General features: G+C 55.8%; 20 protein-coding genes and 1 pseudogene. 11 read left to right on the plus strand and 10 right to left on the minus strand.

What is annotated here, in order from left to right; genetic code table 11:
- Positions 1-90 precede the first annotated feature (90 nt).
- Positions 91-600, plus strand: a complete 510-nt coding sequence (locus MIM_RS12665) for a flavodoxin family protein (protein WP_025373130.1) — start codon at positions 91-93, stop codon at positions 598-600.
- A gap of 185 nt (positions 601-785) precedes the next feature.
- Here MIM_RS12665 and MIM_RS12670 read toward each other — a convergent pair whose 3' ends face one another.
- Both MIM_RS12670 and pncB read right to left on the minus strand, forming a co-directional pair.
- Positions 786-1136, minus strand: coding sequence for a RidA family protein (locus MIM_RS12670; protein ID WP_025373131.1), 351 nt, complete (start codon positions 1134-1136; stop codon positions 786-788).
- Positions 1137-1222: 86 nt separating this feature from the next.
- On the minus strand, positions 1223-2398 hold the full coding sequence (gene pncB, locus MIM_RS12675) for a nicotinate phosphoribosyltransferase (protein ID WP_025373132.1): 1176 nt from the start codon (positions 2396-2398) through the stop codon (positions 1223-1225).
- Between the two features lie 115 nt (positions 2399-2513).
- On the opposite strand from pncB, the gene fdxA reads away from it, so the two are divergent.
- The 5 genes and pseudogenes from fdxA to nth all read left to right on the plus strand — a co-directional run.
- Positions 2514-2837 carry a ferredoxin FdxA gene (gene fdxA / locus MIM_RS12680; RefSeq protein ID WP_025373133.1) on the plus strand — a complete coding sequence of 108 codons (324 nt, stop codon included), beginning with the start codon at positions 2514-2516 and terminating at the stop codon, positions 2835-2837.
- Positions 2838-2857: 20 nt separating this feature from the next.
- Complete coding sequence (locus MIM_RS12685) at positions 2858-3637, plus strand: ferredoxin--NADP reductase (protein ID WP_025373134.1); 780 nt, start codon at positions 2858-2860, stop codon at positions 3635-3637.
- Positions 3638-3896: 259 nt separating this feature from the next.
- Positions 3897-5159 (plus strand): polyhydroxyalkanoate depolymerase, encoded by a 1263-nt coding sequence (locus tag MIM_RS12690; protein ID WP_025373135.1) that lies wholly within the window; start codon positions 3897-3899, stop codon positions 5157-5159.
- A gap of 75 nt (positions 5160-5234) precedes the next feature.
- Positions 5235-5975, plus strand: coding sequence for an electron transport complex subunit RsxB (gene rsxB / locus MIM_RS12695; RefSeq protein ID WP_025373136.1), 741 nt, complete (start codon positions 5235-5237; stop codon positions 5973-5975).
- Positions 5972-6595, plus strand: a pseudogene (gene nth / locus MIM_RS12700) (endonuclease III); the annotation flags it as partial. The gene rsxB and the pseudogene nth, both read left to right, overlap by 4 nt.
- 298 nt (positions 6596-6893) lie before the next feature.
- Here nth and MIM_RS12705 read toward each other — a convergent pair.
- From MIM_RS12705 to MIM_RS12720, 4 genes are read right to left on the minus strand one after another with little or no spacing between them, the layout of a single operon-like run.
- On the minus strand, positions 6894-7652 hold the full coding sequence (locus MIM_RS12705) for an ABC transporter ATP-binding protein (protein ID WP_025373138.1): 759 nt from the start codon (positions 7650-7652) through the stop codon (positions 6894-6896).
- Positions 7649-9499 (minus strand): branched-chain amino acid ABC transporter ATP-binding protein/permease, encoded by a 1851-nt coding sequence (locus MIM_RS12710; protein ID WP_025373139.1) that lies wholly within the window; start codon positions 9497-9499, stop codon positions 7649-7651. The genes MIM_RS12705 and MIM_RS12710 overlap by 4 nt, the downstream gene beginning before the upstream one ends.
- 3 nt (positions 9500-9502) lie before the next feature.
- Complete coding sequence (locus MIM_RS12715; protein WP_025373140.1) at positions 9503-10540, minus strand: branched-chain amino acid ABC transporter permease; 1038 nt, start codon at positions 10538-10540, stop codon at positions 9503-9505.
- Between the two features lie 36 nt (positions 10541-10576).
- On the minus strand, positions 10577-11746 hold the full coding sequence (locus MIM_RS12720) for an ABC transporter substrate-binding protein (RefSeq protein ID WP_025373141.1): 1170 nt from the start codon (positions 11744-11746) through the stop codon (positions 10577-10579).
- Positions 11747-12062: 316 nt separating this feature from the next.
- Between MIM_RS12720 and msrB the strand changes: the two genes are divergently transcribed.
- The 4 genes from msrB to MIM_RS12740 are packed head-to-tail and all read left to right on the plus strand — an operon-like array spanning position 12063 to position 14164.
- A complete protein-coding gene (gene msrB / locus MIM_RS12725) occupies positions 12063-12455 on the plus strand; it encodes a peptide-methionine (R)-S-oxide reductase MsrB (protein ID WP_025373142.1) in 393 nt (130 codons plus the stop codon).
- A complete protein-coding gene (locus tag MIM_RS12730) occupies positions 12452-13036 on the plus strand; it encodes a septation protein A (RefSeq protein ID WP_025373143.1) in 585 nt (194 codons plus the stop codon). The genes msrB and MIM_RS12730 overlap by 4 nt, the downstream gene beginning before the upstream one ends.
- The gene (locus MIM_RS12735; protein ID WP_025373144.1) at positions 13029-13295 is read left to right on the plus strand and encodes a BolA family protein; all 267 of its coding nucleotides are present in this window, start codon (positions 13029-13031) and stop codon (positions 13293-13295) included. Before MIM_RS12730 ends, MIM_RS12735 begins: the two co-directional genes overlap by 8 nt.
- Positions 13296-13309: 14 nt before the next feature.
- Positions 13310-14164 (plus strand): peptidylprolyl isomerase, encoded by an 855-nt coding sequence (locus MIM_RS12740; protein ID WP_025373145.1) that lies wholly within the window; start codon positions 13310-13312, stop codon positions 14162-14164.
- Positions 14165-14397: 233 nt separating this feature from the next.
- Here MIM_RS12740 and ligA read toward each other — a convergent pair whose 3' ends face one another.
- The 3 genes from ligA to smc are packed head-to-tail and all read right to left on the minus strand — an operon-like array spanning position 14398 to position 21100.
- A complete protein-coding gene (gene ligA, locus MIM_RS12745) occupies positions 14398-16437 on the minus strand; it encodes an NAD-dependent DNA ligase LigA (RefSeq protein ID WP_025373146.1) in 2040 nt (679 codons plus the stop codon).
- Between the two features lie 11 nt (positions 16438-16448).
- Positions 16449-17552, minus strand: coding sequence for a cell division protein ZipA C-terminal FtsZ-binding domain-containing protein (locus MIM_RS12750; protein ID WP_025373147.1), 1104 nt, complete (start codon positions 17550-17552; stop codon positions 16449-16451).
- A 20-nt stretch (positions 17553-17572) separates the two neighbouring features.
- A complete protein-coding gene (smc, locus tag MIM_RS12755) occupies positions 17573-21100 on the minus strand; it encodes a chromosome segregation protein SMC (protein ID WP_025373148.1) in 3528 nt (1175 codons plus the stop codon).
- A 571-nt stretch (positions 21101-21671) separates the two neighbouring features.
- Here smc and lplT point away from each other — a divergent pair.
- Positions 21672-22985, plus strand: coding sequence for a lysophospholipid transporter LplT (gene lplT, locus MIM_RS12765; protein WP_025373150.1), 1314 nt, complete (start codon positions 21672-21674; stop codon positions 22983-22985).
- Positions 22986-23152: 167 nt separating this feature from the next.
- Here the strand turns inward: lplT and MIM_RS22165 are convergent, their stop codons facing one another.
- Complete coding sequence (locus MIM_RS22165) at positions 23153-24289, minus strand: uracil-DNA glycosylase family protein (protein ID WP_158318733.1); 1137 nt, start codon at positions 24287-24289, stop codon at positions 23153-23155.
- Between the last annotated feature and the right edge of the window lie 5 nt (positions 24290-24294).

The raw sequence follows: 24294 nt of genomic DNA on the forward strand, positions 1-24294 counted from the left end.
CTGGCCAAAAAAGGAGCGGGCTTGCGTGATTTGTTTATCCGGTAGACAATTTAATGAGCACAGCGACACTCCTGAAGACACACATAAACTATGTCAAATGAAATTACCGGTAAAACCCTGCTGATTGTGTGGCACTCCCGAACCGGCGCCGCCGAAGCCGCCGCCATGCAGGCATATGAAGCAGCGCTGGCTATTGGCAGGGAGCTGGATGACCCCGGCGATGTCTGCATCAGGCGTGCCTGCGAGGTAACGCCCGACGATATGCTTGCAGCGAGTGCCTATCTGTTTTGTGCGCCGGAAAATCTGGCCTCGCTCAGCGGCCAGATGAAAGAATGCTTTGACCGCCTGTATTACCCGGTGCTGCACCGCATAGAAGGTCGTCATTTCAGCGCGATTATTACTGCCGGCAGTGATGGCGAAGGTGCACTGCGCCAGTTGCGGCGCATTTGCAGCGGCTGGCGCCTTAATGAGCGGGTACCGGCCATTATCCTGAATATGCGCAGTGATACCGAAGCGGCCATTCTCGCGCCCAAAACGCTCAGCGAAGCACAGCGCCAGCAGGCAGGAGAAATCGGGGCCACCCTGTTCGCATTGCTGTAAGGCGATGCCGGACGATGCCGGACGGTACAAATGAGTGGCCGAAAATGAAAGGAAAAAATAAAACACCCGCCACAATTTCGGTGACGGGTGATGGGTGTAAGCGCGGCCTTTAACGGCGACTTTAGCGGCAACTTTAACAGCGACTAATGCCACAAAGGCAACAAAAGACCAAACAGACTCCGGTCTTACAGCGCTGCTGTAGCGACAATTTCCACTTTATAGTCAGGGTTGGCCAGGCGAGCTTCGATCGTCGCGCGCGGCGGGGCGTTGTCTTTTGAAACCCACTCGTCCCAGGCCTTGTTCATTTGATCGAACTCTTTCATGTTCGCAACGAAAATCTGCACCATCAGCAAACGTTCCTTGCTGGTGCCTGCTTCTTTGAGCAGTGCATCGATGGTGGTGAGCACCTGTTTGGTCTGGCCTTCCATATCGAGCGTGGCATCATCGGGCACCTGGCCGGCAAGGTAAGCTACGCCGTTGAATACGGCCATATCGGAAAGGCGGCTGCCCACGTTAGTACGCTTGATATCACTCATGACTGACTCCTGTTTGAACATGATGGAAAGCCAGCATTATCACACAGCCAACGACATTACTGTACAAACAGAATGTCGTTTTTCAATCACGCCGCGGGCAGATCAAACACATGCCGCAAATACGTCAGGTAGGCCGGATCATCACACATGGTTTTTTCCGGTTCATCCGACACTTTGGCAACCGGCTGTCCATTACAGCGCACCATTTTCATAACGATCTGCAGCGGCTTGACACCCAGATCATTGGTCAGGTTGGTGCCGATCCCGAAAGACACTTTGCAGCGTCCGTTAAAACGTCGATGGATATCCATGGCCACCGGGAAACTCAGGCCGTCGGAAAAAACCAGCGTCTTGGTAGACGGATCAACCCGATTGTTGCGGTAGTGCGCCAGCAGGCGCTCGCCCCATTCGAACGGATCCCCCGAATCATGGCGGGCGCCGTCGAACAGCTTGCAGAAATACATATCGAAATCACGCAGGAAGGCATTGGTACCATAGACATCAGACAGGGCTATGCCCAGGTCGCCCCGGTACTCCATGGCCCACTTTTCCAGTGCAAACACCTGCGAATCACGCAAGCGCGGTCCTAATGCCTGACACGCCTGCAAATACTCATGGCCCATGGTACCCAGTGGGGTCACACCGTATTGCTTGGCCATTAACACGTTGCTGCTGCCCGCGAAATTAACGCCCATCTGTTTTTGCAACGTTTGCACCACTTCATGATGCCACTCGCCGGAAAAACGACGTCGGGTGCCATATTCGGCCACCTTGAAATTGGCCATATCGGGCGCATCGATAATCAGCTGGATTTTTTCTTCAAGACGTCGCCGCCCCTCTTCGTAATCCAGGTCCGGCGCCTTGTTGCGAAAATACACCTCGTTAACAATCGCCAGCACCGGTATTTCGAACAGAATGGTGTGTAGCCACGACCCTTTGACTTCGATCGAGATCTCTCCGGGTTCCTGACCAGCTGTCACGGAAATGCATTTTTCGGGTAAATGGAACAGGCCCAGAAACTCGACAAAATCCCCTTTGATAAAGCGCAGATTACGCAGATAATCCAGCTCGTCTTCGGAAAACCGGAGCTGACACAAGCCGTGGATTTCGCTGCGAATTTCTTCGATATACGGCTGCAGGTCAATGCCTTTGGAACGGCATTTGAACCGGTATTCGACCTGCGCCCCCGGGAAGTGATGCAATACCACCTGCATCATGCTGAACTTGTACAGGTCTGTATCGAGTAGGGATTGGATGATCATGATAACGTCATAGGTGTTTTCATAACCATATCACAGCTATAGGGTTTTGAGCATATTCCCCTAAAGATTAGGTAAAATCCTAATTTGACAAATAATTATTTAATCTGGAGTGGTAATGACTCACGTCGTGACCGAAAACTGCATCAAATGTAAATACACCGATTGCGTCGATGTCTGTCCGGTGGATTGCTTCAAGGAAGGCCCCAATTTTCTGATTATCGATCCGGACGAATGCATTGACTGTGCCGTCTGTATCCCCGAATGCCCTGCCAATGCCATTTTCGCCGAAGAAGATGTGCCCCAGGACCAAATGAAGTTTATCGCCCTCAACGCCGAACTCAGCGCGGATTTCACCACCATCAGCCGGTCTGTCAAGCCCTTGCCTGACGCCGACGAATGGAATGGCAAGGAAGACAAACTGCAATATCTCGAACGTTAAAGGAAGGCCCGCCCCGCTGTATGACTCAGGAAAAATACACAAGCCAGATCGTCACTGCCCGGACAGAATGGATTCCCGGAAAGCTCTTTTCGATTGTCACCACCCGAGATCCGGCATTCGAATTTATTCCCGGCCAGTTCGCCCGCCTCGGCCTGCCGACAGACCCGCAAGCGGACCCTGCCCCCGACATCTGGCGTGCCTATTCCATGGTCACACCGCCGCAAGCCAACGAACTGGCCTTCTATTCCATTGTGGTTCCCGACGGTCTTTTCAGCCCGCGCCTGCATGATCTGAAGGTAGGCGATACCATCTACATAGACAAAACCGCTTTCGGTTTCATGACCATTGAACGCTTCCCCCAGGGCGGGCAGTTATGGATGCTGGCCACGGGCACCGGCCTGTCAGCCTACCTGCCTATGCTGAACGATCCGCAAACCTGGCGGCAGTTTGAACGCATTATTCTCGTGCATGGCGTCAGACAGGCCAATGAACTCACCTACCAGGACGATATTGCGCGCTTTGCCCAGGTCCATGCGGCCAACGCGCAACAATTTGTATATCTGCCGCTCGCCTCACGCGAGACCCTGCCCGGCAAACCGCAAGCACGTATCACTACACTGATCGAATCAGGTGAACTGGAGCAACTGGCCGGCGCCAGCCTGGACCCGGCGCACGCGCGCGTTATGCTTTGCGGCAACCCGGCAATGGTAACGGATGCCCGCAAAATACTGGCCGACCGTGGTTTCGCCCCGGGACGTCGCGGTGTTGCCGGATCGCTGGCCGTCGAAAATTACTGGTAAGCATAGGATGACGGATGAATCGCCCGGCTGTGCCTCACAGCCTGGATACATCCGTATATATCAGAATAGTATTTCATTAAAAATCTTGGTAATATTTCAGAACCTTTTATTGCTGCAAAGCAACAAATAAGCCTTTCTTGGCGATTTCTTGGCTATTGTTAACAAATGCTTGTATATCTTTCACATTCTTGCCAGCGGTGAATGTTAGAATTTTTTCATTAAAACGCCGACTTTCGTTGGATATGGACCGAATATGATAATGCTTTACCAGCTTCATGAGCTAACCCGTAGTGTGCTCTCGCCAATGGCCTCGTTCACCCATCTCGGCTCCAGCCTCTTCACCAACCCCTTCAGCCCCTATACCTACCTCCCCCTGTCAAAAAACATTGCCGCTGGCTTTGAGCTGTTCCATCGCCTGGGCAAAGAGTATGAAAAGCCCGAATGGAATATTGACACAGTTATGGTCGGCGGTAAGAAAAGCAATATCACCATCACCACCACCCGGGCCAAGCCCTTCTGCAATCTGATTCACTTCGAGCGCGAACACAGCAAAAACCCGGGCGGCGATCCCAAAGTGCTGATGGTGGCCCCGCTGTCGGGACACCATGCCACCCTGTTGCGCGACACGGTCAAAACCATGCTGACCAGTTTCGATGTGTACATCACAGACTGGGTGGATGCCCGCATGGTGCCGCTTAGCAAGGGCCCGTTTCACCTGGACGACTACGTAGACTATATCCGCGAGTTCATCCACGTTGTCGGCCCCGACCTGCATATCATGTCCGTCTGTCAGCCGACCGTACCGGTGCTGGCCGCCGTCTCGCTCATGGCCTCTGCCGGCGAACAGGACTACATCCCCAAATCCATGATCATGATGGGCGGTCCGATCGATACCCGCCTGTCGCCTACACAGGTCAATAGCCTGGCAGACTCCAATCCGTTCTCATGGTTCGAGAACAAGCTGATTCACGTGGTACCCGGCCGCTACCCTGGTGCCGGCCGCAAGGTTTATCCCGGTTTTCTGCAACATGCCGGTTTTGTTGCCATGAACCCGGACAAGCATATGGAAGCCCATTACGACTTCTACATGAACCTCATGTCCGACCAGTTATCCGAAGCCGAACATCACCGCCGGTTTTACGACGAATACAATGCCGTGCTGGATCTGCCCGCAGAATATTACCTTGACACCATCCGCGTCGTATTCCAGGATCACCTGCTACCCAAGGGCGAATGGAAAGTACACGATGACCTGGTCAAACCCCAGGACATCACCAGCAGCCGCCTGCTCACCATTGAAGGTGAAAACGACGACATCACCGGCTACGGTCAGACCGAAGCTGCACAGAAACTGTGTTCCGGCCTCAAGAAAGTGGACAGAAAACACTTTCTGGCCAAAGGCTGTGGTCACTACGGTATTTTCTCCGGCTCCAAATGGAGAAAACAGATCTTCCCCGTGGTCGAAGCGTTTATTACCGAAACAGAAGAAAAAACAGCCAGTCAGGCCGCTGCTGCTGCCTGAAAGCAAATGGCGCTGCCATTTTCGGTACAATGAGAGGGACGTGGCTCTGGCCACGTCCTTTTCTTATTGCCCTCTATGACTCACGCCCTCCTAATTGACCGCATCGACGCGGTATTACCTCAGACGCAATGCACCCAATGCGGCTTTGACGGCTGCCGCCCCTACGCCCAGGCCCTGGCGGCGGGCACCACGCTGATTAATCGCTGCCCGCCCGGGGGCGATGCCGGCATTGAAAAGCTCGCTGCCGTGCTGGATACGCCGGTTTTGCCGCTGGATGAATCCTGTGGCCAGCCCGGCCCCCTGCTTGTGGCGGTAATCGACGAAAGCCATTGCATAGGCTGTACCCTGTGCATCCAGGCCTGTCCCGTGGATGCCATCATGGGCGCCAACAAATTCATGCACACGATCATTCCCGATTTATGTTCGGGCTGCGAACTGTGCATTGCGCCCTGTCCGGTAGACTGTATCAGCATGGAGGACGCACAACGCCCATGGACACCGGACGACGCCAATGCCGCCCGGACACGCCACGAACAGCGCGCCCTGCGTCTGCAACGGAACGCCCAGGAAAAAGAAGACCGGATGCGCCGCGCCAGCGCCGCGGCTGCGCGCACCAGCCAGTTGGCCAATACAGGCCTGCAGAGCGACGAAGCACAGCTAGCCAGCGAGATGGCAACGTCAACTCAGGCTGCATCACCGCAGACGACCACGAACGCCCCCACTGCCGAAGACGCAAAAAAAGCAGCCATTGCACTTGCACTGCAACGGGCACGCGCACGTCGCAAAACAAATAATCCATCGGGTAGTACGTCATGAATGCAGCAAAACGCAAACTCATTTTCGAAAGACTGGCTGCCGCCAATGCCAATCCCACAACTGAACTCGAATATGAAAATACGTTCCAGTTGCTGATCGCTGTTTTGCTATCGGCGCAGGCAACCGACAAATCGGTCAATCTGGCTACACGCCATATTTTCGATACCTGTAAAACCGCGCAGGATATTCTGGATATGGGCCTGGAAACCTTTACCGAAAAAATCCGCACTATCGGCCTATACAAAACCAAGGCGAAAAATGCACTGGCCACCTGTGCGATTTTGCAGGAACAATACCAGGGCATCGTGCCGGATAATCGCGAAGCGCTGGAAGCGCTACCCGGTGTCGGTCGGAAAACAGCTAATGTGGTGTTGAACACGGCGTTCGGCCAGGCCGCCATGGCCGTCGATACGCATATTTTTCGCGTCTCCAATCGAACCGGTCTGGCCCCGGGTAAGAACGTAAGGGAAGTGGAAGACAAGCTGATGCGTTTTGTGCCAAAGGAATATTTACTGGACGCACATCACTGGCTGATTCTGCATGGAAGGTATATCTGCGTTGCACGTACGCCCAAATGCACGCAATGCGGCATTGAAGATCTGTGCGAGTACAAAGAAAAAAATCTGGGGACGAATACGGCCCGCAAGCCAGCGAAGAAAACGGGTACTGCCGGGGGCGCCAAAAAAGCCGCGCTAGCAAAAGCCGCGCTAACAAAAACGGCGACAAAAAAAGCAGCTACAAAAAAAGCAGCTACTAAGATAGCTGCTGCAAAGAAAGCCGCAAAAACGACAAATAGCAACATCACCGAAATAGCCTGAACACCTGCCGCACATGGTGTGCCAGGTGTCCTCCAATAAAAACAGCGCCTTGTATTCGTCGAAAAAAAGCGAATACAAGACGCTGGCCTGGCGAGGAGTATCAGCCCTGCGCCGGGCGGCCCTGGCCGTGCCCCAGTCCCAGATAACTTTGTGCTACCTTGGGGTCCGAGCGCAGTTGTTGCGATGAGCCTTCCATGGCGATCTCGCCCATTTCCAGCACATAACCATAATCAGAGGCTTGCAATGCGGCACGCGCATTCTGTTCCACCAGCAGGATCGACACACCGGTTTCGCGCAACCGCAGGATAATGCGAAACACCTCCTGCACCACACGCGGCGCCAGCCCCAGACTGGGCTCATCGAGCATGAGCAATGTAGGCCTGGACATCATTGCCCGCCCCACCGCCAGCATTTGCCGCTCGCCACCGGATAAGGTCCCGGCGCGCTGATCGCGGCGCTCCAGCAGGCGCGGAAACAGCTGATAAACCTGATCCAGCGTATCGCGCCACCCCGCAACCCGCTGCCGATACTGACGAAACCCGCCAAGCAGCAGATTGTCCTGCACCGACATGCTGGTAAACAGTTCACGCTTCTCCGGCACCAGGCACAGGCCTGCCGCCACGCGCTCTTCCACAGGCATGCGACTGATGTCCTCGCCTCGATAAAAAATCTGTCCCTGGGAGCGTCCGGAAACCGGCAAGGCACCCATCAGCGTATTGAGCAACGTAGACTTGCCCGCACCGTTAGCGCCAATCACTGTCACGACCTGCCCCTGGTCCATCACCAGCGATACGTCATTCACCGCAAGCACCTTGCCGTACTGGGCGTTGATATGTTGTGCTTCCAATAGCCGGCTCATGCGCGCACCTCAATATTTTCACCTGCGTTGGCTGCAGTTTCATCTATGATGACATCATCGTCGATCCCACCCAGATAGGCCTGCAGCACTTTATCGTTTTGCTGAATCTGCGCCGGCGTGCCTTCGGCAATTTTTGTACCGAAGTCCATGACCACCAAATGGCTGGTGAGCTTCATCACAAAGTCCATATCATGCTCTACCAGCAAAATGCTCATGCCTTCGTCACGCAATCCGGACAGCACGGCAGCCAGTTCCTGCTTCTCCATATAACGCAGGCCGGCTGCGGGTTCGTCCAGCAACAGCAGGGCCGGATCAAGCGCCAGCGCCCTGGCCACTTCCACGATCCGCTGTTTGCCCAGCGACAGATTGCCTGCCAGCTCGAACATGCAATCGCCCAGCCCCACCCGCTCCAGCTGCACAGCCGCTTCACGCAGCAACGCCGCCTCATCGTGTCGATCCAGCCGCAAGATACTGCGGATCGCGCCGGCGGAACGACGCAGATGCGCCCCCAGCGCCACGTTCTCCAGCACACTCATCTGCGGTAACAACTGGGTATGTTGAAAAGTACGGGCGATGCCCAGGCGGGCGATATCTTCTGCGCTTACTGCCTGCAGCGGTTTATCACAATAAATAATCGAACCGCGCGTCAATGGCAAAACACCGGTAATCAAATTGAAGGTAGTGCTTTTGCCGGCCCCGTTCGGTCCGATCAAACCCACTATCTGGCCGGCAGCCACACTAAAGGAAATATCATTCACCGCCACCAGCCCGCCAAACTCCTTGCGCAACTGCTGTACCTGCAGCAGCGGGCGGCCGGCTTGCGGCCTGTCGGCTTTGGCCAATGCCGCCGCCTGATTCCACCATTGCGTTGCCGTGCCTCCTGCCACCTGCCGGTCATCGCGACGGCCGGAAAAAATCCGGGAGACGATAGGCCACAGGCCTTCGCGCGCATGATGCAGAACCAGCACCACCAGCACCCCGAAAACAATCAGCTCGAAGTTGGTAGAGGTGTCCAACAGACGCGGTGCAATATCCTGAATCTGGTCTTTCAGGATGAGGATCACGGCTGCGCCGAAAATACCGCCCCAGACCGAAGAGACGCTCCCCACGACCATCATAAACAGATATTCAATCCCGTAATTGATGCCAAAGGTACTGGGGCTGACCGCCCGTTGCTCATGCGCATATAACCAGCCGGCCAGTCCGGCCAGGACCGCTGCGTACACGAAGGCAATGACCTTGTAATGAAAAGTATGCACGCCGAAAGAAGCGGCCATTTTTTCACCGTTTTTCAATGCCCGTATTGCACGGCCGGTGCGAGAATCCAGCAGGTTGATTGCCGTCCATGCCGCCAGCAGCACGGCCAGCCAGATCAGATAATAAATACTCTGGGCCTGCAGCAATGAATAGCCAAACAGCGAGATCGGTGGAATGCCCGGAATGCCATCATGCCTGCCAAGAAAAGGCATGTTTCCGTACAGGTAATAGAAAATCAGACAGACAGCAATTGTGGCCAGCGACAGATAGTGGCCCGACAGACGCAGCGTAATCTGCGCCAGCATAAACGCCAGCAGCAATGTGAGTGCAATACCCAACACCAATCCCAGCCAGGGAGAGCCGTCCATGGTTGCAGACAACCAGGCGGTCGCGTAGGCACCAATACCAACAAAGGTTGCCTGACCAAACGAAGTCAGTCCGCCTACGCCGGTGAGCACAACCAGTCCGATCACTACCAGACTGGCAATACCAATCGCATTGAGCTGATTGATCCAGAACTCCGGAACGCCCGGCACAACCGGCAGCAATGCCAGCAACAAAATAAATACCGGTACAGACCATTTTTTCATGGCTTACTCCTCTTCGTCGTGACGGCTGGTCACGGACAGAATCAGCAAGACCGGTATGATTAATGCAAAAACAATCACTTCCTTGTACTCACTTGCCCAGAAGGTCGAAAACGATTCAATGATGCCCACCACCAGCGCACCCACGGCGGCTATCGGGTAGCTCATCAGGCCGCCAATGATGGCGCCCACAAAACCCTTGAGACCAATCATAAAACCGGTCTCGTAGGTAATCGATATAAACGACACGATCATGATGCCCGATAGCACCCCTACAATGGACGAGAGCAAAAAGGTCAGAAAGCCGGACATATCGGTGCTGATGCCAACCAGTCGCGCACCGCGCCGGTTCACCGCCGTGGCCCGCAATGCCTTGCCATACAACGTATAGCCGAAGAACAGCCAGAGTGCAGCGATAATCACAGCTGTCATTGCAATCACGAACAGGCTTTGATATGTCCAGGTCAGGCCGAACAAATCAAGCTGCCCGTCAAAAAAGGGTTGTGCAACCAGACGCCCTTCTGCGCCGAAAAATGCCAGACCCATGCCAACAAACGCAAAGTGCACAGCAATGGAAATCACAAAGAGCGCCAGTACCGAACTATCGGCCATGGATTCATAGGCCAGTTTGTAAAGCATGGGACCTAGCGGGACAACCAGGAACAGAGTCATTAATGCCTTGACCCAGAGGGAAGGCGCCGTCCCCAGAATAGCGGGTACCGCAAGGAATACGGCAACGGGCAAGACCAGACAAAACAAGGCCGAGCGGACCAGCGTAACCGCAGGCTTACCCCGGTACACCAGCCACAGTTCACGTACAAACACCAATAAACCGGCAATCACAAGGAGCCAGCGGGTTCCCGGAATCTGATCATCGGCCAGGACGGCGAAAGTCAGCGCCCCATAGGTCACGAACTCCCCCTGCACAATGAGAATAATGCGGGTGACAGCAAATACCAGTACCAGCGATACAGCCAGTAATGCATAAATGACGCCTGTCACCAACCCGTCCTGCATCAAAATCTTTGCGATTGACCAATCCATTGTCTTTCCGTTGTTTTCCCTGTCGTACCTATGGACTTAGTTCAGGTCCTGGGCAAATTCCCAATGACCGTTCTTGACGCGGAGCAACACCCGGGCGCGATCGTCCAGGCCTGAATGATCCTTGGCGGACATATTAAATACGCCGTGCACGCCAACCACGTCCTTGCTGTTTTCCAGTGCATCACGCAAGGCCTGACGAAAACCGTCGGTACCTGGCTTGGCACCACCGGCCAGCGCCTTGGGTATGGCCGCAGCAACCAGCGCGCCGGCATCGTTCATGTGCCCGCCAAACCCGCTGACTGAACCTTTGCCATATTGCGCCTCATATTTCTGTGTATAGTCCAGACCGGTAGCGCGCATGGGATTGTCAGCTGGCAACTGATCCGCCACCAGGATCGGGCCGGCCGGCAAAATAAGCCCTTCGCAGGCGTTACCGCACATTTTCAGGAACTCGCCATTGCCGGCCCCGTGTGTCTGATAAATTTGTCCCTTGAAGCCGCGCTGTTTCAGCTCGCGCTGCGGCAGTGCAGCAGCCGTGCCCGACCCGGCAATCAGAATGGCATCCGGTTTGGCGGCCAGCAGTTTGAGCACCTGGCCGGTCACACTGGTATCAGGGCGGGCGTAGCTTTCCGTTGCCACAATCTCAATTTTCTTGCCCTGCAGTGCATTTTTGGTTTCCTTGAGCCAGTTCTGGCCATAGGCATCGGAGAACCCGATGAACCCGAGCTTGCTGATGCCGGCTTTTTCCATTGCGTGCACCAGGGCAGCCGCCATCAGCACATCATTTTGAGGTGTTTTGAACGACCAGGTGCGCGCCCCCTCTACCGGCTCCACAATCCCGGCGCTGGCGGCCAGACTGATCATGGGAATTTTCTTCTCTGCCGCGACATCGACCATGGCCAGAGAGCCCGGCGTCGCGGTCGTTCCGATAATTACATCTGCATTATTCTCGCTGATCAGCTTGCGCATATTGCGTACCGCCTGCGTAGCGTCGGTCGCATCATCAAGAATGGTATAGTTGACCTTGGTCTCGCCAATCTGGCGCGGCAGCAGCGCAACCGTGTTGCGCTCGGCAATCCCCAGCGAGGCAGCAGGGCCGGTAGCCGATACCACAACGCCCACATTAACAGTCTGATCCTCGGCATAGACCGAATGAGCACTGGCAGCAAGCACAGCACCAAGCAGGCAAGGCAGGAACTTTTTCATGATTCGTCTCTCAAATATTATGATTTCGCTTAATTACAGCTGTCTATAAAGTTTTCTGTTGCACGCTATAGTCAGCATCCGTGGACAATAATATGTCACACTTAAACGCGTAATCATACAGTTTTGTCCTGGTAATTCAGGAATGAAGCCCCAATTTAATTTAAAATAGACTGTTACCGCCCGCTTTTTTGAACACACGGCACAAGGCATTTTGAGCAGACTAAGAGCATGTGGCCGGCAGGCTGCAGGCATTTAAGAAACCCGGTATGGCGGATTATGGCAACAGCCGCCACCGTTTTTGATGTAAAGGCCACCTTTGAAAGTCATCAAGTCCGAACAGCAATGGCGTGAGCTGCTTTCTCCGGAAAGCTATCAGGTCACACGGCAAAAAGGTACAGAGCGTGCCTTCACCGGCGAATACTGGGACCATTTTCAGCCCGGCATTTATACCTGCGTTGCCTGCGGTACCCCCCTGTTTGCGTCAGATACGAAATTCGACGCCGGCTGTGGCTGGCCCAGCTATTTCGAGCCGCTCAATCCACAGAATGTCCGTGAAGAAACAGATACCTCGCACGGCATGGTCCGCACCGAAGTGCTATGCAACGTGTGCGACGCTCATCTTGGCCACGTCTTTCCCGATGGCCCTCCGCCTACCGGCCTGCGCTATTGCATCAATTCGCTGTCCCTTCGCTTTGACCCTGCAGAATGAAAAAGCTCCTGTTCGATTTTTTCCCACTGGTCCTTTTTTTCGTCGCTTTCAAGGTTGCCGACATTTACGTCGCCACCTGGGTGGCTATCGCCAGCAGCGTGCTGCAAATTCTGTGGCTGAAACTGCGCGGCCGCCCGATAGAAGCCACCAACTGGATGAACGTAATCATCATCGTGGTATTTGGTGGTGCCACCATTTATTTCCACAACGATACCTTCGTCAAATGGAAGCCCACTGTGCTGTACTGGATGTTCGCCGTGATTCTGCTGGGCGCACGTTTGCTGATGAACAAAAACGTCTTGCGCAAAATGCTGGCCACGCAAATGACGCTGCCCGACCGCATCTGGGATCGGTTATCCGACAGCTGGGCTGGCTTTTTCCTGTTTGCAGGCGCGCTCAATTTAGTGGTGGCCTTTTCCGGCTACTTCACGCAGGACCAATGGGTCACCTTCAAGGCCTTCGGCATGACGATTCTGCTGGTTATTTTTGCAATTGGCCAGTCGGTCTGGCTTGGGCGTCATATGCAGGACGTTCCCGCCACTTCCGGACCGGTTGCGCTACCGGAGAAATCCAATGACTAATCAGGACCGTATTGCACTGATTCGTGAGCGCCTGGCCTCGCTGGAGCCGCAGGTACTGGATATCGAAGACGAATCCCATCTGCACAAGGGACACGCAGGCGCCAGCAATGGTGCGGGCCATTATCGCCTGAGCATCCGCTCGGCCCGCTTTAATGGATTATCCCGGGTTGCCAGCCAGCGTCTGGTCTATGACGCCCTGGGAGATCTGATCCCCTACCCCATTCATGCTCTGTCCATTCAGACTCAACCGATTTCTTAACCAAGAGGAACACTATGAAACGATTTATTTTACTTGCTGTAACTTGCGCCATGACAGTCCCGGCTCTGGCCCAGAACGTGGCCACTGTCAATGGTAAAGCCATTACCAGCGATCAGGTAGATACGGCAGTGAAAACGCTCGTTGCCCGTGGTGCGACAGACAGCCCCGCGCTGCGCGAACAAATCACAGAACAACTGATCAATAGTGCCGTCCTGTCCCAGGAAGCTGAAAAACAGGGCGTAGACAAAAACCCTGAGGTACAGTTCGCTATCGAAAATGCCCGTCAGGAAATCATGATCGGCTCCATGATGCGTGACTGGGCCAAGACTCACCCCGTCAGTGACGAAGCAATCAAAAAAGCCTACGACGACTTCAAGGCTCAGTCTGCCGGTGAACAGGAATATCAGGTCAAACACATCCTGGTCAAAGACGAAACCGCGGCCAACAAGCTGCTGAAAGATATCAAGGCTAAAAAAATCAGCTTCGCTGATGCCGCCAAGAAAAACTCCATCGACCCTGGTAGTGGCAAAAACGGTGGCGATCTCGGATGGGCTCCCGCCGAGAACTACGTACCTGAATTTGCCGAAGCGGTCAAAGCAGCCAAAAAAGGCCAGTTGCTGGATAAACCCGTTAAAAGTCAGTTTGGCTGGCACATCATTCAGGTAACCGACTCACGTCCGGTCAAAGTACCTACCCTGGAAGAAGCCAAACCACAAATCAGCCAGATGCTGAGCCAGCAGTCACTGCAAGAGCAGATGAAAAAACTGCGTGACGAAGCCAAGATCGAGAAAACGCCAGCAGAAGGCGCAGCAGACAAACCTGCTGAACAGCCTGCTGCCGCGCCCGCAACTGAAGCACCTAAGCAGTAAGGTGGAATAAGCCGGATGCGTTATCCGGCTTTACCCTGCTGCTAACAAAAATCCCCCATTGGTCCCGGTAACGGGCAGATGGGGGATTTTTATTGTGTGCAGTACTGAACTGGTATGAAAATAAGGACGCCTTATGGAACGCGGTGGTTTCGCGTCGCTGCGGATGGCCACCAGGAGCGCATTAGCACGACGGCATCGCCGTGCTGCGTACATAAACCGATAAACCGCCCTATTTACTGCCCGAGCAGAGTCAGCAGACCGGCTTCGTCCAGTACCGGTACGGACAGTTCACGGGCTTTTTCCAATTTACTGCCGGCCTCTTCACCGGCAACCACATAACTGGTCTTTTTGGAGACACTGCCGCTCACCTTGCCGCCGGCTTCCATGATCAGCTTGCCGGCTTCGTCACGGGTGAGTGTGGGCAATGTCCCGGTCAGCACAAACGTCTTGCCCTGCAGGACCGTGCTTTTGACGGATTCGGGCAATTTGACGGTCACGCCGGCAGTCCGCAGGGCATCAAGCACTGCAATGTTATGGGGTTCCGCAAAAAAGGCCCGCAGCGATTCCGCAACCACCGGCCCGACATCGCTCACCTGAAGGAATGCCGCTTCATCGGCGGCAATCAGGGCATCCAGCGAGCCAAAGTAACGCGCCAGATCTCTCGCGGTTGTTTCGCCCACATGGCGAATGCCCAGCGCATAAATAATGCGCGACAGCTCCATGTGTTTACTTTTTTCTATGGCGGCGATCAGGTTTTCTGCCGATTTGCGCCCCATGCGCTCCAGCCCCATCACCTTTTCCACCGATAACGCATACAAGTCAGCGATCGAACGAACCCAATCGAGGTCGACCAGCTGATCGATGAGTTTTTCGCCCAGGCCTTCGATATCCAGGGCCTTGCGTCCTGCGGCATGCAGCAGGCTTTGCTTGCGCTGGGCAGCACAAAAAAGGCCACCGGTGCAGCGGGTTGCCGCCTCGTCCGGCAGGCGCTCCACGGCAGAGCCGCAAACCGGGCACTGCGTCACCATGACAAATTGTCTGGCATCGGCCGGGCGCATTTCCAGCACCGGGCGCAACACTTCCGGAATCACATCACCGGCGCGCCGTACCACCACAGTATCGCCAATTCGCACATCCTTGCGGCGGATCTCATCTTCGTTGTGCAACGTCGCATTGGTTACCGTTACACCGCCAACAAACACAGGTTGCAGCCTGGCCACCGGCGTCAGTGCGCCGGTGCGTCCCACCTGCACTTCGATATCCACCAGCAAAGTGGTCGCCTCTTCGGCAGCAAATTTGTGGGCCAGTGCAAACCTGGGTGCACGCGAGACAAAGCCAAGTTCGGTCTGTGCCTTCAGAGAGTTAACCTTGTAAACCACACCATCAATATCAAACGGCAGGCTTGGCCGCGACTGGCCAATTTCTTCATAATAAGCAAGCAGCTGTTCGGGCCCGGTCACGCGCTTGCGGTACTTACCCACAGACAAACCCAGAGACGATAGCCAGTCAAGCATGCCCGAATGGGTATCAGGCAAAGGCGCAGTGAGGCCGTCCAACTGCCCCCAGCCATAGGCAAAAAAGCGCAGTGGCCGTTTAGCGGTCAGGCGCGGATCCAGCTGGCGCAAACTGCCTGCCGCCGCATTGCGCGGGTTGACGAAGGTCTTGTCCCCGGCTGCAGCCTGCTGTTTATTGAGTTTTTCAAAGTCGCTGCGATTCATGAGCACTTCACCGCGCACCTCCAGAACCTCAGGAAAGCCCGGAGAGAGCGTGAGCGGAACGGAACGCAGGGTGCGGATATTGGCCGTCACATCCTCGCCGCTCAGTCCATCACCACGCGTTGCGGCACGCACCAAGCGACCGTCTTCGTAGCGGATACTGATCGCCAGCCCGTCCATTTTGACTTCGCAGTTATATTCCACCTTTTCTGCCGGACCAAGCAGATCCGCAGCGCGCAGCGCATCACAAACGCGCTTATCAAAAGCCATCACTTCTTCACTGCTGAAGGCGTTACCCAGCGATAACATGGGCACGGCATGGCGGACACTTTCAAAGAAAGGCAATGGTGCGCTGCCCACGCGCTGCGAAGGCGAATCGGCATTGACCCATTCGGGGTGCTCGGCCTCGATCGCCAGCAAGCGCTGCATCAGGCCGTCAAATTCACTATCGCTGATGGTTGGCGCATCCAGAACGTGATACGCGTGATTGTGTGCATTGATCTGCGCACGCAAGCGCTGCAGTTCATCCTGCAGCTGTTGTTCTTTGCCCTGCGTCATGGTTCTTGCCTTTAGGAGAAGACCCGCAAGGCGCGTGGTGAACCGGCCTGCAGACCCTGCTGCTCCAGTTCATCGTAAATACCGCGAATCTGTTCATCAATCGCGTGTTCGGAACCTTCCATGACCGGACGCCCTGAATCGTCGATCAACTGGCCGTCAAGAGACAGGGCCAGATCACGGGCAACAGCCATCATCCGGGCAAACGGTGTGTCGTCGGGCGGACTGCAGGGAACGTCCAGCAACAGATCGACGCGGTTGACACCGGCATTGGCAGGATCGTCTGCGTGCTCACCCGCCAGCAACAGAACAAAGCGAGGCAGGCCATCATGATTCATCCAGGCCAGGCCATTGCGGTATTCAGTAAAGCCCTTGGCACGGGCAACATCAATCACGCTGCGAACAGGATGGGGTTGTGCCAGTTGCACGGCCAGCCCTACCTGGGTATCCAGATTGGCGCATACCTGATCCAGCTTGCCGGCACGGCGCAACAAGGCCGGCACATCCGGGCTTTCTACGCTGGCATCAAATTCATGCGCAATTTCATCGGCCTTGGCCCAGGCCTGCGACCATTCGATTTCGCCCAGTGCACCGGCACGGTTAGCCAGCAGCACGGCCATTTGCAATGACACGTATTGCTCGTCGGCACGCAATTGAGCACGATGCAAACCGCCATCGGTTTCAGCAAAAAAACGCAACGGCTTGGAGCCGGCGTATACCGTATTTCGGGTATAGCGATGCAAATCTGCGCCGCTGACCGGTTCGGCGAAATGCAATTCGATGACCCCTTCGGTCATTTCGTCTACGGCCTCTTCGTCGTGCTGATCGTCCATTTCCTGGGCAACATGGGCCGTTTGAGCTGTGGAGGCAGGTGCTGCCACGACCGGCTCGTCGGGCTCGCTGGCAAAGACCGGATCCTGCCGGTCGGCCGGCGCCCGCTGTACCGGCGCGACTGGTTTGCGATCCTTGAGCAGAACATCATTTTCATGCTCGTCGCCCATACTGAACTGCTCGTGCATTTGCCTGCGCACGCGCTGGTCCTGCCACCAATTGAACAGCAGCACCAGCAGAATCAGTACGATTCCGATCGCAATTAAAGCCAGTTGCAAATTACTCATTGTGTGATTGACCCTTTTGTTTACGCTTCGCCAACAAGCTGTACGGCGGACTCGATATCCACAGCAACAATTCGGGAAACCCCTTGTTCTTGCATCGTAACACCGATTAACTGCTTCGCCATCTGCATGGCTATTTTATTGTGAGAAATAAATAAAAACTGCGTCTGATCGCTCATGCTATTGACCAGATTCGCATACCTTTCAGTATTGGCATCATCCAGCGGCGCATCCACCTCGTCCAGCAGACAAAATGGTGCCGGATTCAGTTTGAACAACGCAAACACCAGCGCTGTCGCCGTCAGGGCTTTTTCACCGCCCGACAGCAGATGAATCGTGCTGTTGCGTTTACCCGGAGGCTGTGCCATCACCTGCACGCCGGCATCCAGGATTTCTTCGCCGGTCATGGACAACCGCGCCTCGCCACCGCCGAACAGTTTAGGGAACAAATCACCAAAATGCGTGTTCACCTGATTAAAGGTTTCCTGCAGAAGATCACGTGTTTCCCGGTCAATGCGACGGATCGCATCTTCCAGCGTCTCGATGGCTTCGCTCAGATCCGCATGTTGCGCATCCAGAAACCCCTTGCGCTCGCGCGATTCGTTCAGTTCGTCCAGCGCCGCCAGGTTAACTGACCCCAGCGCCTCGATCTGCCGGGATATTTTTTGCACCTCGGCATGCAGCCAGGTCACTTTGGACCAGTCGTCGGGCAAATCGTTCATTTCAAGCTTAAGTGCCTGGCGATCCACCTCGTGTTCGTCCAGTTGCTCGGAAAACTGCTCTACCGCGAGCCGGGCGGCCTGCTCATCGAGCTGCAACTGCATAATATGGGCACGGCGCGGTTCCAGCGACTGTTCAGTGCGCATCCGCGTTTCATCCGCGCCACGCAGTGTGGCAGCCAGATTATCCAGTTCCAGCCGGGCAGCCGCCAGCGCTTCCTCACGGATCACACGGGTTTCCAGTGCATCCTGCAAGCCGGCCTGGGTTGCTGACTCGTCGAAATCGAACAGTTCGGCTTCCAGGTTTTCCAGTTCGTTGCCAGCCTGATTGATCTGGTTGCCGGCCAGGTCCCGGTTGCGGGTCAGGTCTGCAATTCGCGATGTGAGGCCGCGCTGGGTAAAGCCGGCTTCCTGTACATTGCGCTCCAGCTCCCGCAGTTGCTGGCGTGCCGCTTCGGCGGTTTCGGCCAGCGTCTCGCCGGCCATTTCCGCTTCAGCATAGGCTTCCTGCAGTGTGGCCAGCTCATTGTCCAGCGCTTCAAATCCGGCCTCGGACTCTTCCTTCTGTGCCAGCAACTCTTCCTGCTGCACACGGATATCAGCCAGATCTTCGTTAATGCGTGCGTTGCGCTCCTCGCTTTGTTGCATTTGCGCGTGCAGCCTGGAATGCTCCATCTGCAGATCATGTACCCGGCGAGTGAGCTCCGACAGGCGCTGACGTGCGGGCGTCATCGATTGTGACAACGCGGTCCAGGCGGCTTCGCTGCGCGCCAGCTGGGTAACGGCCTGATCGGCAATCAGCTGGCGCGCCTTGATTTCGCGCTTAAGATTATCAATCTCCTGCTGGCGGGCCAGCATGCCGGATTGCTCGGAGTCGGCGGCGTAAAAACACAGGCCATGCGCATCGGTCATATGCCCTTCGCGCACCACCAATTGCACACCAATAGGCAGTGATTGTCGCTGTCCCAGCGCTTCAGTGAGCGATGAGGCCGTGTAGACGCCTTGCAGCCAGCGTCCCAGCAGGCTTTTGAGATCGGGATCGTTGCAGCGTATCAGCGACAGCAGCGGCGTATGGCCTGGCAGCGCAGCCGGCAGCGCCTCGGCTGTCGGCTTCTGATAGAACGCCAGTCGCGATGGCGGCGGATCGTCTGTAAACGCACGCGCCATATCCAGGTCACGCAATGGCAACGCGGTTAAACGCTCACGCAGGACCGATTCGAGTGCGGCTTCCCAGCCCGGTTCAATGTGTATCTGCTGCCAGAGGCGACCAAAACCGGCCAGATCATGTTTTTGCAGCCAGGGTTCAAGCGCCCCCTTCTTCTGTACATCTTCCTGCAGGGCGCTCAGCGCGCTGAGCCGGGCTTCCAGCCTGGCCACATCCTGCGTTTCCTTGTGCGAATTGTTTTGTGCGTTGCGACGTGCCTCATCCAGCTGTGGCAAACGCTCTTCCATGTCCTGCAGCGTCGCCTGCACTTCTTCCAGTTGCGCTTCGGCCGCGTTGCGATCACCCGTCAGTTGTTCAAGACGACCCGCATCAGGACGCTGGATCTCGCCCAGCTCGCGCTGCAGCCGTTCACGACGCTGTTCCAGCTGCTGCAACTGGCGGTCAGCATCACGCTGCGTCTGGGCAGTCAGCGCCAGCTTCTGCTCCACGCGCGCCAGTTCGGATCGCATGGCTTCGCGGCTTGCCGACGCACTGCGTACCTTTTCTTCTACATCGGGCATGTCGGCCTGACGCGATTCCAGTTCATCCTGCACCATGGCGGCACGCTCACCAGCCGCGGCCAGCTCTTCTTCAAGCTCGGCAATCTGTTCGGTGCAATGCGTGAGCTGATCCTGCCACTCCTGCATCTGGGTATTGAGCGTCGCCTTGCGTGCCTGCAGTCGGTTACGGGCATCCACCACATGGCGGATTTCCGTTTCCAGACGGCTAACCGTGGTGTTGGCCTCGTACATGGCTGCCTGGGCAGCATGAACGGCGTCGCTGGCCTGATAATGGGCCTGCCGGCGTTTTTCCACTTCGCTTTCCGAAGCCCGCAACTCTGCGAGTGACGCTTCCAGTTCGGTCTGCGCCTTTTCGATCTCCTGTGCTTTTTTCTCCTGGTCGGCACGGGCATTTTCTTCGCGGATCAGCCACAGCACATGTTGCTTTTTCTCGCCGTCGTTCTGCAGGTCACGGTACTTGCGCGCCACTTCGGCCTGGGCTTCCAGACGGGTAAGCTGCGATTCGAGCTCGCGCATGATGTCTTCAACGCGTGTCAGGTTCTCACGGGTATCGCTCAGACGATTTTCGGTTTCCCGGCGGCGTTCCTTGTATCGGGACACGCCGGCCGCCTCTTCCAGATAGACGCGCAGCTCTTCCGGCTTGGCCTCGATCAGGCGATTGATCATGCCCTGCCCAATGATGGCGTATCCTCTTGCGCCCAGACCGGTGCCCAGGAAAATATCGTGAATATCCTTGCGGCGAACCTGCTGGTTGTTAACGTAATAGCTACTCGTGCCATCACGGGTCAATACCCGTCTGACGGCGATTTCTCCGTATGTGCTCCACTGCCCGACGGCGCGACCGTCGCTGTTGTCGAAAACCAGTTCCACCGATGCCCGTGCTGCGGGCTTTCGGTTTCCCGAACCGTTGAAGATCACATCCTGCATGGATTCGCCACGCAGTTCGGAGGCACGCGTTTCCCCCAGCACCCAGCGTACGGCATCGATAATATTGGATTTGCCGCAGCCGTTGGGGCCGACAACGCCCACCATCTGGCTGGGCACCGGGATGACCGTAGGATCAACAAATGACTTGAATCCGGCTAGTTTAAGTTGGGTGAGACGCACTTGGGAGAACAATACAAAGTAAAAAAATGCCCATAAGGTAACACCGGATGCGGGTCCGGCACTACAGTCAGGCTCCATCCCCGTATAATAACCCAGGCGACCCGGTTAGATCGTAAACAAAAGTCATCATGGCAATAATTGCGTCGACCATCCGTTGTCTTCCTGCCCGCGTTCCCGCAGCGGCCAGCTCGCGGCGACACCAGCCCTGCCGCGCCAGCGCGATCACCCGTCCGCTCTTCGCTGCGCCCCGGATAGGCATCGGGCTTGCTTCTGCCTGGTTATAAATTATTCAGGCAGCTGCACGGCCCGACTGGCAAGTCCTGTTGCTGCTATTTGCAATTGACCTTGTACCTGCTTCTGTTTCAATCTAATTCATCAATGGGTAGGGATAATGGGTAACGAAACACCACTGAACCTGATATTATGTTGCGATTACGCACGATGGAAAACCGGGCGCCTGTCTGGTCTGCCCGTCAGCATCATTTCATAAGCACGACATCTGGTTACTTTATCGTCTGGTGCAGGCACCGGATTCAGGTAAGCAATATCAAGTTAAAACGGGATATTCAGTTTGAAAAAAGGTTTCTTTCTCGTCATGTTGGCACAGGCGCTGTCGTCCCTGGCCGACAATGCGCTTTTTATTGCTGCTATCGCCCTTATCGCTGAACTGTCCGGACCAGACTGGATGACGCCGGCCATGAAATGGTTTTTTGCGTTTGCCTACGTCATCCTGGCCGCCTTCGTTGGCGCCATCGCCGACTCTTTCCCCAAGGGTCGCGTCATGTTCTGCACCAATGCCATCAAAATTTCCGGCTGCCTGCTCATGTTCGGCTTCGCTTTGCTGGCGCCGTCCGACAAAAGTCTGCACGCCTACATCGTCTGTTTTTCCTATGCGCTGGTCGGCATTGGCGCTGCCGCCTATTCGCCAGCGAAATACGGGATTGTGACTGAATTGCTGCCGCCGCGGGATCTGGTCAAGGGAAATAGCTGGATTGAAGGGCTGACGGTGCTGTCGATCATTTTCGGGGTCGTGCTGGGCGGCAAACTGATCGAGCCACCGCTCTCTGATTTCCTGCTCTCCCTGCCCTGGATGTCAGTGCTGGCAAAAACGCCGGCAGAAGCAGCCGTGGTGGTTATTGGCTTCATTTATATTATGGCGGCCATCTGTAATTTGCTGATCCCCAACACGCACTTTGTTTATCCGAAACAGGAATCCAACCCGGTGAAACTGGTCAGCGTCTTTGCCAATTATGTACGCATTCTGTGGCAGGACAAAGTGGGACAAATCTCGCTGGCCGTTACCACCCTTTTCTGGGGTGCTGGTGCCACGCTGCAATTAATTGTGTTGCAGTGGGGAAAGGATCACCTGGAACTCAGTATTGCCCAGTCAGCCAACCTGATGGGCGTCGCGGCCATCGGTACCATTATCGGCTCGGTTCTGGCCGGCAAGGTTCCGCTAACACGCGCCCTGCATGTGCTGCCTATCGGTGTGGTCATGGGTTTTTCGGTCATGCTGATGACCATTGTCAAGGAAACCTGGGCAGTGTATTTCACCCTGATTCTGGTTGGCGGGCTTTCCGGCTTTTTCGTTGTGCCGCTTAACGCACTGCTGCAGCACCGCGGACACGTTCTATTGTCGGCCGGGCACTCTATTGCCGTACAGAATTTCAACGAACAGCTGAACATCCTGTTCATGGTGGCCGCCTATTGGTTCATGCTGGAAATGAACCTGCACATCAATACCATCATTATCATTTTTGGCGTCATTGTTGCCCTACTCATGGCGCTGGTAATTGTCTGGTGCTATCGCAACCAGCGACGCTATCCGGCAACCTTTGCCGAAATCGGTGAAGACGGACACGGTCGGGCGCAGACCGGCCATTAAGCCGGCTACTCATTCATTGGCTTAGCGCAAAAGCAACCCGGCAATTGAACCTGACCGGCAAGGTCCCCCTGTGCCGGGGCATCCCTTTACTCACTGAAACCTGCCGGTTTTCCGAATCTCAGCGGCACTCAACGAAACCGGCGGCACACAGCGTCACTCAACGATACTCAGGCGTCTGCCTGCTGCAACAGCTTGCGCAGGCGTTTGAGATCGACCCACGCCAGTGGTTTAGCGGCCTGGTTGGCCATCAGATGATTCGGATGAAATGTCACCACTACCGGAATCGTCCTGCCCTGCACGGTAAGTTGCAGATCATGCGTCTCACGCAGTTGTCCCACCGATTGCGTCGTGCCCAGTACCGACTGGGCCGCATTACCGAACAACAGGAGACATGAAGGCTGCACCATGGCAATCTGCTGTTGCAGGTAGTCGGAGCAGGCCGCAATCTCATGCGGCTCGGCAGGCCGGCTCACCATCGGCCGACACTTGACTACATCGGTAATAAATGTCGCATCACGGGAAAGACCAATGGCAGCAAGCATATTGTCCAGCAACTGACCCGCCTGTCCACTAAGGGGTTCACCGCTGATTTCATCCTGTGCGCCTGGCGCCTGGTCAATAATCATCAGGCGTGCTGTTGCATTCCCGGTGCCGGGTACGGCCTGGCGGGCATGCTCGGACAGGCCGCAACGCCTGCACTGTCGAATGGTCTCCGCCAGTGCCGGCCACTGAACCGGCCCATCGCGCAGCGCCAGTGTATCTGCTGGTTGACTGCCTTGAGACGCAGGGCCAACGGCCTCGGGCATGGGATCAGAGATAGCGGCGGCACTATTCTCAGCGGTTGCAGCACCGGTGCCCTCGTCTGTCGTACGCCGCGTATCCGCAGCTACGCGTCCGGCAGGTCGGCGTTGCCGCTGCATTTGTTCGCGCAACTTCGCCAGGGCCTGGCGGGCAGGTGAAGCGTCATTGCGGCTTACTGTAGCCGCATCCGGCGCAGTGTCTTTTGCTGCCGGCGATGGCAGGGCCGACGCTACTGGCCTCGCCGCAATGGAGGGCGCAGAACGCGCCCCTTCATTACCTTCATTTCCATGAGCCGATTCTGCTGCCGCTGCAGCCTCTGCAGCATGAGTGTGTTTGTTATGTGCTGCGCGCGCAGGTTCTGTCGGTGCCGACACGGTCAGCGCACGGCCCCATAGGCGATCAATACCGCTCTCCTGCAGCCAGAGCAATTGCAGAGGATTAAGGGTAACGTTAGCCGGATGCACCACGGGCGGTGCACCAGCAGAAACTGAAGAAGATTCCATAGCCA

Origin of the sequence: Advenella mimigardefordensis DPN7, from assembly GCF_000521505.1 — a bacterium.
GTDB classification, from domain to species: Bacteria; Pseudomonadota; Gammaproteobacteria; order Burkholderiales; family Burkholderiaceae_B; genus Advenella; species Advenella mimigardefordensis.

Excerpts from the sequence above, each read along its gene's own strand:
- MIM_RS12665 (WP_025373130.1), top strand. The coding sequence starts at position 91 with ATGTCAAATGAAATTACCGGTAAAACCCTGCTGATTGTGTGGCACTCC.
- MIM_RS12670 (WP_025373131.1), bottom strand. The coding sequence starts at position 1,136 with ATGAGTGATATCAAGCGTACTAACGTGGGCAGCCGCCTTTCCGATATG.
- pncB (WP_025373132.1), bottom strand. The coding sequence starts at position 2,398 with ATGATCATCCAATCCCTACTCGATACAGACCTGTACAAGTTCAGCATG.
- fdxA (WP_025373133.1), top strand. The coding sequence starts at position 2,514 with ATGACTCACGTCGTGACCGAAAACTGCATCAAATGTAAATACACCGAT.
- MIM_RS12685 (WP_025373134.1), top strand. The coding sequence starts at position 2,858 with ATGACTCAGGAAAAATACACAAGCCAGATCGTCACTGCCCGGACAGAA.
- MIM_RS12690 (WP_025373135.1), top strand. The coding sequence starts at position 3,897 with ATGCTTTACCAGCTTCATGAGCTAACCCGTAGTGTGCTCTCGCCAATG.
- rsxB (WP_025373136.1), top strand. The coding sequence starts at position 5,235 with ATGACTCACGCCCTCCTAATTGACCGCATCGACGCGGTATTACCTCAG.
- MIM_RS12705 (WP_025373138.1), bottom strand. The coding sequence starts at position 7,652 with ATGAGCCGGCTATTGGAAGCACAACATATCAACGCCCAGTACGGCAAG.
- MIM_RS12710 (WP_025373139.1), bottom strand. The coding sequence starts at position 9,499 with ATGAAAAAATGGTCTGTACCGGTATTTATTTTGTTGCTGGCATTGCTG.
- MIM_RS12715 (WP_025373140.1), bottom strand. The coding sequence starts at position 10,540 with ATGGATTGGTCAATCGCAAAGATTTTGATGCAGGACGGGTTGGTGACA.
- MIM_RS12720 (WP_025373141.1), bottom strand. The coding sequence starts at position 11,746 with ATGAAAAAGTTCCTGCCTTGCCTGCTTGGTGCTGTGCTTGCTGCCAGT.
- MIM_RS12730 (WP_025373143.1), top strand. The coding sequence starts at position 12,452 with ATGAAAAAGCTCCTGTTCGATTTTTTCCCACTGGTCCTTTTTTTCGTC.
- MIM_RS12735 (WP_025373144.1), top strand. The coding sequence starts at position 13,029 with ATGACTAATCAGGACCGTATTGCACTGATTCGTGAGCGCCTGGCCTCG.
- MIM_RS12740 (WP_025373145.1), top strand. The coding sequence starts at position 13,310 with ATGAAACGATTTATTTTACTTGCTGTAACTTGCGCCATGACAGTCCCG.
- ligA (WP_025373146.1), bottom strand. The coding sequence starts at position 16,437 with ATGACGCAGGGCAAAGAACAACAGCTGCAGGATGAACTGCAGCGCTTG.
- MIM_RS12750 (WP_025373147.1), bottom strand. The coding sequence starts at position 17,552 with ATGAGTAATTTGCAACTGGCTTTAATTGCGATCGGAATCGTACTGATT.
- MIM_RS22165 (WP_158318733.1), bottom strand. The coding sequence starts at position 24,289 with ATGGAATCTTCTTCAGTTTCTGCTGGTGCACCGCCCGTGGTGCATCCG.